Annotated in this window: 14 protein-coding genes; 7 read left to right on the top strand and 7 right to left on the bottom strand. The window is 59.9% G+C overall.

Going from position 1 to position 12,310, the window contains the following annotated elements:
• Positions 1 to 249 precede the first annotated feature (249 nt).
• Positions 250 to 1,107 (bottom strand): SIS domain-containing protein, encoded by an 858-nt coding sequence (locus ACS5Q1_RS42110; RefSeq protein ID WP_473103819.1) that lies wholly within the window; start codon positions 1,105 to 1,107, stop codon positions 250 to 252.
• A 422-nt stretch (positions 1,108 to 1,529) separates the two neighbouring features.
• Between ACS5Q1_RS42110 and pgi the strand changes: the two genes are divergently transcribed.
• Together pgi and ACS5Q1_RS42100 are read left to right on the top strand one after the other, a co-directional pair.
• Positions 1,530 to 3,182, top strand: coding sequence for a glucose-6-phosphate isomerase (pgi, locus tag ACS5Q1_RS42105; RefSeq protein ID WP_473103818.1), 1,653 nt, complete (start codon positions 1,530 to 1,532; stop codon positions 3,180 to 3,182).
• Between the two features lie 55 nt (positions 3,183 to 3,237).
• Positions 3,238 to 3,921: an HAD family hydrolase gene (locus ACS5Q1_RS42100; protein ID WP_473103817.1), complete on the top strand. Its 684-nt coding sequence runs from the start codon at positions 3,238 to 3,240 to the stop codon at positions 3,919 to 3,921.
• A 6-nt stretch (positions 3,922 to 3,927) separates the two neighbouring features.
• Here the strand turns inward: ACS5Q1_RS42100 and ACS5Q1_RS42095 are convergent, their stop codons facing one another.
• Entirely contained in the window at positions 3,928 to 5,307 is a 1,380-nt protein-coding gene (locus tag ACS5Q1_RS42095; RefSeq protein ID WP_473103816.1) for an AAA family ATPase, read from the bottom strand.
• Between the two features lie 236 nt (positions 5,308 to 5,543).
• Here ACS5Q1_RS42095 and ACS5Q1_RS42090 point away from each other — a divergent pair, with 236 nt between their 5' ends.
• Both ACS5Q1_RS42090 and ACS5Q1_RS42085 read left to right on the top strand, forming a co-directional pair.
• Positions 5,544 to 5,972 (top strand): hypothetical protein, encoded by a 429-nt coding sequence (locus tag ACS5Q1_RS42090; RefSeq protein ID WP_473103815.1) that lies wholly within the window; start codon positions 5,544 to 5,546, stop codon positions 5,970 to 5,972.
• A 904-nt stretch (positions 5,973 to 6,876) separates the two neighbouring features.
• Positions 6,877 to 7,122: a hypothetical protein gene (locus ACS5Q1_RS42085; protein WP_473103814.1), complete on the top strand. Its 246-nt coding sequence runs from the start codon at positions 6,877 to 6,879 to the stop codon at positions 7,120 to 7,122.
• Positions 7,123 to 7,284: 162 nt separating this feature from the next.
• Here the strand turns inward: ACS5Q1_RS42085 and ACS5Q1_RS42080 are convergent, their stop codons facing one another.
• On the bottom strand, positions 7,285 to 7,536 hold the full coding sequence (locus ACS5Q1_RS42080; protein ID WP_473103813.1) for a ParB N-terminal domain-containing protein: 252 nt from the start codon (positions 7,534 to 7,536) through the stop codon (positions 7,285 to 7,287).
• 156 nt (positions 7,537 to 7,692) lie between these two features.
• Here ACS5Q1_RS42080 and ACS5Q1_RS42075 point away from each other — a divergent pair, with 156 nt between their 5' ends.
• On the top strand, positions 7,693 to 7,908 hold the full coding sequence (locus ACS5Q1_RS42075) for a hypothetical protein (RefSeq protein ID WP_473103812.1): 216 nt from the start codon (positions 7,693 to 7,695) through the stop codon (positions 7,906 to 7,908).
• Between the two features lie 128 nt (positions 7,909 to 8,036).
• Here the strand turns inward: ACS5Q1_RS42075 and ACS5Q1_RS42070 are convergent, their stop codons facing one another.
• The 3 genes from ACS5Q1_RS42070 to ACS5Q1_RS42060 form a co-directional block, all read right to left on the bottom strand.
• Complete coding sequence (locus tag ACS5Q1_RS42070) at positions 8,037 to 8,306, bottom strand: DUF6894 family protein (RefSeq protein ID WP_473103811.1); 270 nt, start codon at positions 8,304 to 8,306, stop codon at positions 8,037 to 8,039.
• A 565-nt stretch (positions 8,307 to 8,871) separates the two neighbouring features.
• Positions 8,872 to 9,027: a DUF1127 domain-containing protein gene (locus ACS5Q1_RS42065; RefSeq protein WP_473103810.1), complete on the bottom strand. Its 156-nt coding sequence runs from the start codon at positions 9,025 to 9,027 to the stop codon at positions 8,872 to 8,874.
• 305 nt (positions 9,028 to 9,332) lie between these two features.
• Positions 9,333 to 9,584 carry a hypothetical protein gene (locus ACS5Q1_RS42060; protein ID WP_473103809.1) on the bottom strand — a complete coding sequence of 84 codons (252 nt, stop codon included), beginning with the start codon at positions 9,582 to 9,584 and terminating at the stop codon, positions 9,333 to 9,335.
• A 379-nt stretch (positions 9,585 to 9,963) separates the two neighbouring features.
• Here ACS5Q1_RS42060 and ACS5Q1_RS42055 point away from each other — a divergent pair, with 379 nt between their 5' ends.
• On the top strand, positions 9,964 to 11,262 hold the full coding sequence (locus tag ACS5Q1_RS42055; RefSeq protein WP_473103808.1) for a PDDEXK nuclease domain-containing protein: 1,299 nt from the start codon (positions 9,964 to 9,966) through the stop codon (positions 11,260 to 11,262).
• 57 nt (positions 11,263 to 11,319) lie between these two features.
• Here ACS5Q1_RS42055 and ACS5Q1_RS42050 read toward each other — a convergent pair whose 3' ends face one another.
• Positions 11,320 to 11,445, bottom strand: a complete 126-nt coding sequence (locus ACS5Q1_RS42050) for a hypothetical protein (protein WP_473103807.1) — start codon at positions 11,443 to 11,445, stop codon at positions 11,320 to 11,322.
• Here ACS5Q1_RS42050 and ACS5Q1_RS42045 point away from each other — a divergent pair.
• A complete protein-coding gene (locus tag ACS5Q1_RS42045; protein ID WP_473103806.1) occupies positions 11,444 to 12,145 on the top strand; it encodes an IS6 family transposase in 702 nt (233 codons plus the stop codon). The genes ACS5Q1_RS42050 and ACS5Q1_RS42045 overlap by 2 nt on opposite strands.
• The last annotated feature ends 165 nt before the right edge of the window (positions 12,146 to 12,310 follow it).

Below are 12,310 nucleotides of genomic sequence, written 5' to 3'. Positions count from 1 at the left end.
TCGCCGACTTGCACCGCCTGGCCCGCCGCGAGTTCGGCCGCCTGCAGCAACGGCCTGAGCTCATTACCAGCTTCTTTCGGCACGCAGGTCTCTCCGTTGCAGGTCTTTAGTGAAGATCATTAGATTCCGAACATCGCGGCCAGTGCAACGGTTGGCGCAAGTACGACCATAAAGGCCATTTACTTGATCAGGGCGGCTTCACTCTATCAGCGAACCGCAACTCTCCGCTCGATGAAATATAACGGCCGATTAGGTTGCGGACCGTTTTTCGCGCACGCTCTTCTTGCCCCGTTCCAACGACCGGATCCGCTCCGGGCCGCGCTCCAGGGCCACCAAAACCGCCAGAATGTCGATGATGGCAAGGTGGGTGAGGCGGGAGATCATCGACGCATAGATGGTCTGATCATCGTGAACATCGGTCGACAGTGTGAGACTGCAGTGCTGGGTCAAAGGCGAGCCACCCGTGGTGATGCCGATAACCTGGGCGCCGGCGCCGCGGGCAATCTCGACCGACCGGATAAGATCGAGCGTCCGGCCCGCAGCCGAGATCGCGACAACCACATCCGAGGGGCCCAGCAATGCGGCCGACATGGCATGCACATGGGGATCCGAGTAGGCAACTGTTGGAATGCCAAGCCGGAAGAACTTGTGCTGGGCGTCGAGCGCTACGATCCCCGAACTGCCTTGCCCATAGAACTCGATGCGCGCGGCGCGTGTCAGGATCCCAACGGCCGACTTGAGAATGCCGCTGTCGAGTCGATCCCGTACGGAGAGGAGGGCGCTGACCGATCTGTCGATGACCTTCGCGGCAGCAACCCCAATCGGATCATCGGCCCTGACATCCTGATGCACGAAGGGCACGCCGCCACCGAGGCTGCGGGCTACCTGGATCTTGAACTCCTTCCAGCCCGAAAACCCGATCGACTTGCAAAACCGTGCGACCGTTGGCTCACTGACGCCTGCCGCCTTGCTGAGCGCCTCGATCGAGAGTTCCAGCACGCCTTGCGGGGTGTCCAGGACGTAGTCGGCCACCCGAGCTTCCGATCGGCTCAGGCTATCACGAGCAGCCTCAATCTGAGCCAGAAGACCGATAGGGCTTTGATCCATTGTAGCATCCAATTGACTGGCGGCAGCGTATCAGAGGGTCGGGTAGCCAGCCAGATATACTCATTACCATTGGCGGCAAACACTCGAATCTATATCGGTTACAGGTGCTTAGCAGGTTATCCCCGACAATGAGACGTTCAACACAACGATCAAGATCATCAGCTCAAGACCCTATCATCCAGGGAGTGAGGGGGGCGCGAACAGCGCGGAAAGCGGTTCACTGGGTCAACAAAGGGATAGAGTGTTTCGAGAATATCGCTGGTTAACTGGATTGAGATCGAGCTGGCTGGGATGACGAACCTCGGCGATCTGGCCAGCCATCGTCACAGGCATCATGACCATCATCGTCGTCCGTGGTCGCTATCGCCGCCCGGCTCGGCCTGAGGAAGTAGCAGAACGATAACGAACCAGAGGAGAGTCTCATGACAGCACTGACCGCCTCACCGCCTTGGCAGGCGCTCGAGGCGCACGCCGCAGCCATGGGCGAGCGGCATCTGCGTGAGCTGTTTGCGCAGGACCCAGAACGCTTCAGCCGTTTCTCGCTTCAACTCGGCGATCTGCTGCTCGACTACTCCAAGCATCGGGTCAACGAGGAAACCATGGAGCTTCTGTTAGAACTGGCCCGATCCCTGGATGTGGAGGGCTGGCGAGACCTGATGTTCGCGGGTGACAAAATCAACGTCACGGAGGGCCGCGCCGTGCTGCATGCGGCCCTGCGCAATCGCTCCGGCCGACCAATCCTGGTCGACGGCTCCGATGTCATGCCAGGCATCAACGCGGTGCTGGAAAGGATGCGCCTCTTCTCAGAACGTGTCAGGGGCGGCGCTTGGCGGGGAGCCACAGGCGAGAAGATTACAGACATCGTCAACATCGGCATCGGAGGATCCGACCTCGGGCCGCTGATGGTGTGCGAGGCCCTCAAGCCATATCAGCGGCTAGACCTGCGGCCGCACTTCGTCTCCAATGTGGATGGAGCGCATCTCACCCACACTCTCGCTGGCCTCAATCCAGCCCGCACCCTCTTCATTGTCGCCTCTAAAACTTTCACGACCCAGGAGACGATGACCAACGCTGCCAGCGCCCGGGGTTGGCTGACCAAAGCCCTCGGCGAGGATACGGTGGCCAAGCACTTCGTGGCCGTTTCGACCAATGCTACGGAAGTGGCACAGTTTGGCATCGACCCAGCCAACATGTTCGAGTTCTGGGACTGGGTCGGCGGCCGCTATAGCTTGTGGTCTGCTGTCGGCCTGCCGATCGTGCTCGCCGTCGGGTTTGAACGCTTTCGTGAGCTGCTCGAGGGCGCCCACGAGATGGATAAGCATTTCCAGAGCGCTCCGCTCGACCAGAACATGCCTGTTATCATGGGCCTGCTCGGGGTCTGGTATCGGAACTTCCTGGGTGCCTCGACCCTGGCCCTGCTCCCATACGATCAACATTTGAGCCGGTTTGCTGCCTACTTCCAGCAGGGTGACATGGAGAGCAACGGCAAGTCCGTACGCCGCGACGGCAGCCGGGTGGACTATGCCACGGGCCCAGTACTATGGGGCGAGCCGGGCACCAACGGACAACACGCATTCTTTCAGCTTCTGCACCAAGGCACGGAGCTGATCCCGGCGGACTTTCTGGCTGCGGTGGAGAGCCAAACACCGCTGGGTGACCACCATGACAAGCTGTTAGCCAACTTTCTGGCGCAGACGGAGGCGCTCGCCTTCGGCAAGACGGAGGACAAGGTGAGGGCCGAACTCGCGAAGAAAGGGCTGTCAGGAGAAGTCCTTGAGACGCTCGTGCCCCACAAGGTCTTTGAGGGCAACCGGCCGACGACGTCGCTCCTGTACCGGAAGCTCACGCCGCATCGGCTTGGCACCTTGATCGCGCTCTACGAGCACAAGATCTTCGTCCAGGGCATCATCTGGGGGATCAACAGTTACGACCAGTGGGGTGTCGAGCTCGGCAAGGAATTGGCGTCACGGATCCTACCGGAGCTTCAAACCGATGCGACAGTGCCAGACCACGACAGCTCGACGAACGGCCTGATCAATTACGTGAGACGGCTGCGGCAAGAGCAATCCCGCTAGCCAAGGCGCTTCGTAGCCAACGATCCGCCCCACAACTCAACGGAGGACTGGTCTTATGACGAACGAACACACAGACGAAGGTGGGCAAGGACAACATCGGTTCCGGGCTGTGCTGTGGGACATCGATGGCACGCTGCTGCTGAGCGAGTCCATGCACTTTCGTGCGCTGCGTCATGCCCTGGCAACGGAAGGCTTGGAGGTTCCCGATGAATTTCATCATGAGATCGTTGGCCGGGCGGCCAAAGTCGTCTACGAGAAATGCCGACAGAGTTTCGGCACTGCCATGAGCTTCAACGAATGGCGCAGGCTGAAATACGGCTACTACACCACCCATGCGGCAGAGATCGCTGTGCGGCCCGGCGCGCTGGAAGTCTGGAGAATGTTCGAGCGCCTTGGGCTCCGGCAGGCTCTCGTGTCGAATTCCGACCGGATCGTGGTGAACGCCAATATTCGGGTGCTTGGACTGGAAGAACCGGGGTTCATTTCGGTGTCGATTAATGATGTGGTGCACGGCAAGCCCGACCCTGAACCCTATGAGCGCGCGGCGACGCTGCTGGGCGTGTCAACCGATCAGTGTATAGCAATCGAAGACAGTCCGACCGGAGCACAGGCAGCGCTGGCATCTGGTGCTCAGACCATCGCATGGCCCGAGGATCGAACACTGGAGTTCCCGCCTGGCGTTTATCCTGTTGCAGAGCTGGAGCCGGCCGTTAAGGAACTCCTCCAGAACACTGCGTGATATCAGTCAGTTTTTGATCTTACCCAACACATAGACCGTGCGATAGCGCGGTGGCGCAAGGCCAGCGGCGCGGCATGCAGCAACAGCCTGATCATGCGCTCTGCGAATGCTGCCAAATGGCGCGGCGTCGCCCTGCCTCCAAGCCGGAGAGCGAACGCTCAGGATGGCCCGCCAGATGATGACCAGTTTCAGGTGCGGAAAGCTGCGGCCTTTTCGCGTAGTCTTTGGCCTGGAGGCCCATCTCGGCACATGCTTCGCGCGTCCTCGGGCTAGTACAAAGCGACGCTGCAGGGCGCGGTGGGGAAGATCGTGACCTTCATCCTCCGGGTTTGCGCCGCGCTGTTCCGCATCGCGCAAGGCTGTCCTTAACCGCGCGATCCGCCAGGCTGGAATGATTTCGAAGGGTGCCGCGTTCATCTCGTTCCGCCCTTGGATCGTTCCTCTCCTACCATGCAGGGACGGAAATGGCTCCATCCCAGGCTTCCCTTCATCTGTTGCCGGGTTCTTCCTGCCTATGTTGTGGCTGCGGCTGACCAGTGACGCGCTCCCACCACGCATCAGCCCGCGCCTCGAATGTTTGACCACCCCGGCCATCGCTCTGATAGAACTGGCCCGGCTGAATACCAGGGGCGTAGGTCTGCTCGACGCAGCCGCGTGGAGCAGCGTGCGGGAACTGGTAGCCGACATGGCCCAATTTGGCTGCTCCGGCATAGTGCCGTCCCGCAGGTGTGGAGGCACCGGGATCATCGGCTGCGATTTGACATAGGCCATCGCCGCACCAATGCCGCGGCAGGCCGAGTTGGACTTCGGCGCACGGGCGATGTGCAAGGCTGCATGGGCTAGGACGATCTGGGCTTCCGGGTAGCCGACGTGCTGGACGGCAGTGAGAGCAGCGGCGGCAGTCTGCAGAACGGTGTTGTCGGCAAGGCCCACATCCTCCGAGGCATGAATGAGAATACGGCGAGCGATGAAGCGTGGCTCCTCGCCGGAATGGATCAGGCGGGCGAGCCAGTAGAGGGTGGCGTCCAGATTCGATCCACGCATCGATTTGATGAAGGCCGAGATCGTGTCGTAGTGGTAGTCGCCTTTGCGATCCAAGGGCAGGGGAGAGGCCTGGTAGACCTCATCGACCATGGCTCCGGTGATCGAGACGGTCGAGCCGGGGGCAGATCCGAGCACCAATGTCTCAAGGGCATTCAACACGCGGCGAGCGTTCCCTCCGGCCCGTCCGACGAGCTGCTTCATGGCATCCTCATCAAGGCGGACGTGCAGATCCTTGCCACCGGAATGCATGTGGGTGGCAAAGGCGTGCCGCAGCACATGCGGCGACACCCGCTCCGGGCTCGCCAGCCCGGCCGCTCCCCCAATTGGCGGACTAACGGCCAAGCCTGGCTACTGGCAACGCAGGATCGCCGCCATTGCTCTCATGGGTGAGGCCAGCTGGAGTCAGGCGAGTGACGCCTCCTCTCCGAGAGGACTGGGCATCGACGGGCGGTGACGGTACCGGCCATGGCCTCGGCCAAGGGATCATACTCCGTTTGTGAGTCGCCTTGACATGGTTTCCGACCCTGCGAGCGTTATGGTTGGGTGGAGTGCAATGCACGGTTCGCGGTCAACCTCCGATGAGGATCGCCACGGTAATTTCAGTGCGTCTCGCGGCCTTCCTGACAGCCGGCGCGGCGCTGTTGCCCGACGGTGCCGAAGCCGCCCGGCTTCATTGCACCACGCTGTCGCATGTCAGGTCCAATGCCGAGGGGAGAATTGAGGAGGCCGATCCGGCCGATCCGTTTGCCATGACCTGGCAGAGCTTCGACTTCGACACCTCGACCCTGATCCTCACCAATGCGCTTCCCGATGACACAACATACTCGCAGAAACTGCAGAAAGGCCTCCTCAGCGCGAGCGAGTTCGTCGGCTTCTTCCGGATCGGCGCCTCGCCGATCGGGATGCTCCACGTCAGCTTGGCGAGCACGCCCATGACCTTCAGCCTCTACAGGATCCGGGACTTTCTGTCGGGTGTGTGCCGGTCGCTCGAAGAAGAACCAGAGTGATCCCGACAACCCTGTGCGCTGAGCCCTGCATTATTAACCAAAGACAGCCACATTCGAGAGGAGGTCGATCCCACTCGCTCGGGCTCAGTGCAAGATATGCCGGTTTGCTCACCGGCAGTATCAACCAAACACATCTTCTCCTTTGCAGATGCGCTTTGTTGCACGAATGCGCTGTCCGTTACATTTTGGTGTGAGACGCCGTTGTGAGCTTACTCAGGCACTTAGCTGTGCGCAGCTCATCTGAGAATGTGCATGGGAATTGCGAATTTCCGGTGCGTTGGACATGTCTTTTGAGACAATCGCCTTTCAACGTTGCCCCAGAATTCAGAGCCGAAGGCCGTGATCACCGAGAGCGCATGACTTTAAAATTGACGTTTGACGTGAGACAACGGACCGCCGGTTTGTCTCATTATTGATGTCCAAGTTCGTCGGAAGTTCGTTTTCTCAGTTCAAGATGTCAGCTGACAATTGCGTTTGCGTTCTTCCACCGTTCCTTCAAGTTCTGTCTCGTCCCATCTCCAATTTTGAGGGCTGGTCGCAGATTAGGCTTTCCTGTGGTGCCATTTCCGCCGAATGCCCACGGCCTTGTACCCCTTTGCCACAGCCGCTCCAAGGCAGTCTCAAGCCGATATTTCAGTCAGGGGCGTGCGGTGGAGGACCTCACAGATCTCATTATCCCCGCCACCGTTTCGCCGAGGCGATAGCCTCACGCGCCACTCCAGCCTTGATTTCGGAAGCCGTTAAATCGTCAAAGTCTGGAGTAGGACTGGGCTGTCAGATATCCAAGTTTCGTTGCAGCCACTTCACTGGCAGACCGCCTGCAACCAAGTTCAGAGCGCAGGCGTAGCTCGTCAGCTCAACATCGACCACGTACCCAAATACACATCCATCAGGGGCACCATCCATGACCATCTCTGAGGCGCAGCTTCGCACTCTCAGGCTTCTCCAGAACAAGGCCGCTCGCCGCGTCTACCGCTCCGGCCGAGCCGGTGATTACAGCTGGAAGCATGAAGAGGCCCTCACGGCGCTCACTCCAACACTGCATAGGCTGTTCAGCAGCGGATACGCCACCGTCAGCCCTGCCAATAGGGACATGGCCGTCATCACGAATAAGGGCCGTGCAGTGTTATCCGCGCGGGACTCCTGTTAGCGTGTTGGCTTAGACCGGAGCATCACAGATCCCGGTATTCTCTCCTGCCGCTTCGCCTGGGCAATGGCCTCCAACACCGGTCCGGCCACGCTCGTCTGAATACTCCTCTGCTTTCGCTTGGCCAAGCATCCCGATCCGGCCCAATTCCGCATCGGGCGCGGGTCAATGTTTCCGAGCTTGGACCAGGTAAGCCGGAACGGTTGTCTCGCCAAGCGCCTTGCACGCCTCCAGCCGATGCAATCCCTCAACCAGAACAAAGCGGCGGCCATCAGGCCGCACGAGAATGGGCGTTTCCTGCCCTTTGGACAGCATGCTCTCTGCCAGGGCGTCAACCGTCTTGGTATCGAGCGTTTGCCGCCGCTTCACAGGCACATAGACATCCTGGATCGCCAGGATCTGCCGCTTCAACACCATCCCGACTGCTCCCTCGTATGTCCTCTCAGGTGAAGCTTATGCGCAGAGAGGAGGTTTGCATAGGAACATGCCCTATCATGAGGCGTTCACCGACTGGCCCAGCTTAGCTATTCAGCAGGCCGTATGCGCTGGGCCTCGTCAACTGGAGACATAGCCATGAGCAAACTCACAGCACTGATGGGCTTCCTCTTCCTGGCCGTTTCGTCTGCCTGTGCGCAGACCCCCGCGCCTGCCCCTGCGCCCGGAACCCCACCCGCCGGAGACGCCACAGCGACTGGGGGCGGCCTTGCGGATTACTGGTGGGTCATCCTGCTGGTGATCATCGTCGTCGCAGCCATCTGGTACTTCTCGCGCAGCCGCAGGAGCGTCTAACCGAGCCCTGCAGGAACGGGACCGTGGCATCAGGCGTTAATGAGCAGCCCTTTGATGCTCCTGACTGTCCCATCGACACGAACCCGGCTCCGTGCCGGGTTCTTTTTGGTCTGTGCTGACCTTTGCAATTATGCGCTCCAGGGATGCGGCGCTTGGGGCCGGGGAACCTGCCAGTCGATCTCCATCGACGCTTTGACGGTGCAGACCCGCGGACCGCGCTCGTCCCGCACCTCGATGACCACATCGCTGGTGTCACCTTTTGCAAGCCGGTTCGTTCCAATCTCGGCCGCCGAGCGGGCCGCCGCGTGCACGGCAGAGTCCAAGCTGTCGAATTCGGCGCCTTCGTCATCCTGCACGCTCTGTGCGCCATCGTGAATATCGAAGTAGTAGCGGGCCACGGCAATCTCCTCTGGGCCAGCACCAATGTGTCAGACATGGGCTGCTTGTCGGATCGCGCGCCCTGGCTGAGGGTGCTGTCCGAAACCCTCAGCCAGGGCATCAGTGGAGAGGAGGCCCTCCAACACCTCCAGGGCCATTGACCAACGGCACCGGAATCTCTGTTCGGGCGGATACGCCACGCGCCCGGTGCACAGATCCTGTCTCGGCCGGAGTAAACAATCCGTAGACGTCGAATTGCAACGGGTGCGGCACATACATCTCAACGGCGTCCTTGGCCCTTTGACGATCACCAAGGTTCAGAAGTTCTGCAGGTCGTCTGACGGGTGTGACGCTGGCGAAATCAGGACGTTCCGAGCGGCCGGCAGCCCTATCGATTGGGAGAAGCAAGTTACGGTGAGATTCGAGGAATGATTGCCGTCGACGATCAGCGGCCGCGGCGTCATGAGGCTGTCATTGAACCGCTTTAGGTGAGCCGTGTGGCCAGTTGGCCTGAGGGACAAGGACAGGCACGGATGCACTGCCGTCCTTGTCGCCTCACCCAGGCTCACTGCAGTGGCAGTCAGTTCAGGCTTCTGTGGCTTGGCGTGCCACTTGCGCGATGTCGTGCCTGGCAATGCCGATGTCCGACAATTCACGATCAGACAGGGCATTCAAGTGCCGGGCTGTGTCACGAGCACGCAGCCAGCAGCGAAGGCCTGACAGAACAACTGACAAAAACATGACGCAACCTCAATGATGAGCCAGCCCACGCGCGAAGGCGCCACGCAAGGGCAGCAAGAAAAAAGGCCACCTGCTGGGGTGGCCGAGTTTAGGGAGGAAACCCACCATGGGGAGGCCCTGGCAGAGGAGGGGGCATCTACAGCGCACCCGGCCTGCGACAAACCGGAAAGTGATCGCCCCTGCCATGCGCAATGAGCATAGAACGGGTGGGGCGCGTTTACCCCTCGTTGACGGCTGCCGCGCAGCTCACACTGGAACCTTGCTGACAATCCACGCCGCCGCCTCGGAGCTGAAGCCGATTTCGATCAACTCCTCTTCGAGATCCTCAACCGCATCAGGATCCAGGGTGATGGAGTTATCGTCTGCATCTGGTTCGGGAACGGACTTTGGCTGATCGCCCGCCTGCTCGGTTCCCCCGCCCCATCGGCAATGGGGGCTACTGTCACGCGCACGACCAGTTCCGCATCCTCATCCTCGGCATCCTCACTCTCGTAGACTTTGAGCGTGACCCAGCGCCCCTCAACCTCATCTTCATAGACCGTTTTCCACTCGCCCATGCGCCCCTCCTGCATCATGCACCACTGCCACCGTGTTCCGGCATTGCAGCGCAACATTCCCAGCCCCTGGAGCTTCTCTGACTGAGGTTGAACCCAGCCAAAGTGCCGGAGGTCACATGGGAGTGAAGTGCGCAGAAGGCGTAGATCGACGACTGCACCTGTTTGGATTCTTGTCAAAACTCTCGAGGGCCGACTAAGGCAATGCTAGCCCGGAATTACAGGTTCGAGACCGTTTTGACCGCATTCGCTGAAGGCAACAGCTAGTTCCATAAAAAATGTTATGCGAAATGTTATCTCGTTAAAACAGTTTGCGTCAGGAGCTAAAAAGTAACAGCTTTCGGCTAAAGCGATTCACGTTGTCCCCTGCTAGAGTTGAACCATGGTGCGCTTACCTCCCACACCGGAACTCAACGGATATACGGCACTCTTAAGCGAACTGAAGGAGCGCATCCGTGCCGCTCGCCTGCGGGCCGCTGTCGCGGTCAACCAGGAGCTGATCCTTCTCTACTGGAGCATCGGCAGTGACATCCTTGTCCGGCAGGCGACAGAAGGCTGGGGAGCTCGCGTGATCGACCGGCTCGGCGAAGATCTGCGGCGGGCATTTCCGGAGATGACGGGCCTCTCGGGGCGAAACCTCAAATACATGCGGGCGTTCGCCGAGGCCTATCCTGATCAGAAGATCGTGCAACAGGTTGTTGCACGATTACCGTGGGGCCACAATGTTCGCCTGGTCGAGGCCGTGAAGGATCCGGCAGAGCGGCTCTGGTATGCCCGTCAGGCTATCGAGCATGGCTGGAGCCGCAACATCCTGGTCCACCAGATCGAAAGCGGCCTGTACCATCGTCAGGGTAAAGCCATCACCAATTTCGAACGCACCCTGCCCGCCCCTCAATCAGAGCTCGCCAGGGAGCTGATCAAGGATCCCTACAGCTTCGACTTCTTGACACTCGGTCCAGACATGTCCGAACGCGAACTCGAGCGCAGCCTCCTGGACCATCTTCGATCGCTCATCCTTGAACTCGGCAAAGGCTTTGCGTTCGTCGGCAGCCAATATCCGCTTCAGGTTGGTGGCCAGGACTACTACCTCGATCTGCTTTTCTATCATCTGCGCCTGCGCTGTTTCGTAATCCTCGAGCTCAAAATCGAGGAGTTCAAGCCGGAGTTCGCCGGCAAGATGAACTTCTATCTCTCAGCCGTTGACGACCAGCTTCGTCACGAAACTGACGGTCCGAGCATTGGGATCATCCTCTGCAAGGGAAAGAACGCCGTGGTGGTGGAGTATGCACTGCGTGACTCCGCCAAACCAATGGGTGTCGCTGAGTATCGGCTCTCTCCCTCGCTTCCGAGTCAGCTCCAAGGCAACCTGCCGACTGCTGAGGAGCTTGCTCGCGAATTCCCCTTGATGTCGGCTGTGAAGCTCCGGATCGAGATCGAGCGCGAGTTGCGCCTGCTGCTGCAAGCACGCGGCCGAAGCACTGGCAGTATCGGAATTGGTCCTATGCTCCAGGAGGTGGAGCAGGATGGGATCGTCCTGGAAGGCGTGGGTGAGTTTGAGGTCGCGCTGCAGGCGATGAACCAGGCCTCGCACGGCCTTGATGTTGATCCAGACGCAGCAGAGCAAGCCATAGAGATTGGCACGCGGCTCTTGGAGACACTGAAGCACTTGAATAGCCGGTGACCGCTCGGCGTCGGCGAAAGTTGATCGTTGGAGATCAACCTTGGCAGATGACCCAGGCTAGAACTGCCCGGCGAGGTTGATGTATTTAAGTTTGAGGAAGCCGTCGATGCCGTATTTCGAGCCCTCGCGGGCGATGTCACGGTAACCTTTGGTCAGAGGCTTCTTCCCTAAGAGCTGTGGCATGACCACGCCCGTCAGCTACAAACGCCATCGCTTTCCGCCCGAGATCATCGCCCAGGCAGTCTGGCTGTACTTCCGCTTTCCGCTGAGCCTGCGGCTGGTGGAGGAGATGCTGCTCGAGCGCGGCATCATCGTCTCTTACGAGACCGTCCGGCGCTGGGCTCTGAAGTTTGGACCGGACTATGCCCGTCGCCTCAAGCGCAAGCCGCCGAGCCGTCACGACATCTGGCATCTCGATGAGGTTGTGATCACCCTTGCCGGCAAGAAGCACTGGCTCTGGCGGGCGGTTGATCAGGATGGCTATGTCCTCGATGAAATCGTCCAGAGCCGGCGCGACACCAAGGCGGCCAAACGTTTGCTGAAGCGTCTGTTGAAGAAGCAAGGCTGTGCGCCGCGGCGGATGATCACCGATAAGCTCGGCTCCTATGCCGCCGCCCACCGCCAGATCATGCCAACGGTCGAACATCGCTCGCACAAGGGGCTTAATAACCGTGCAGAGAATTCGCATCTGCCCTTGCGCCGGCGAGAGCAGAGTATGCAGGGCTTCCGATCTGCGGGAGGTCTGCAGCGGTTCACCACGATCTTCTCGGCCATCCGCAATCTCTTCGTTCCACCTTGCTCCCACCGCTCTGCCCTTGCGACCCACCTTCACCGCCTCAATGCCATGGCGGAGTGGAAAGTCGCGGCTAATATCGCGGCTTGAAGCTGTCGGGCGGAAGATTTCGCCGCAATGCGCCCGATGCTGGTTAACGTGATGTCGTGGATGGCGCCCTCCACCAGCGTCAGACGTGCCAGAATAGGCATGTCCAAGAACCGGAGAGGAGCCACTCATCATGCCAGAGATTGCCACCATCGGCCTTGATATCGC

The organism is Microvirga sp. GN3 (assembly GCF_055792825.1).
Note: the sequence above shows the minus strand (reverse complement) of the source record. Positions and strands in the feature narration are given on the sequence as shown.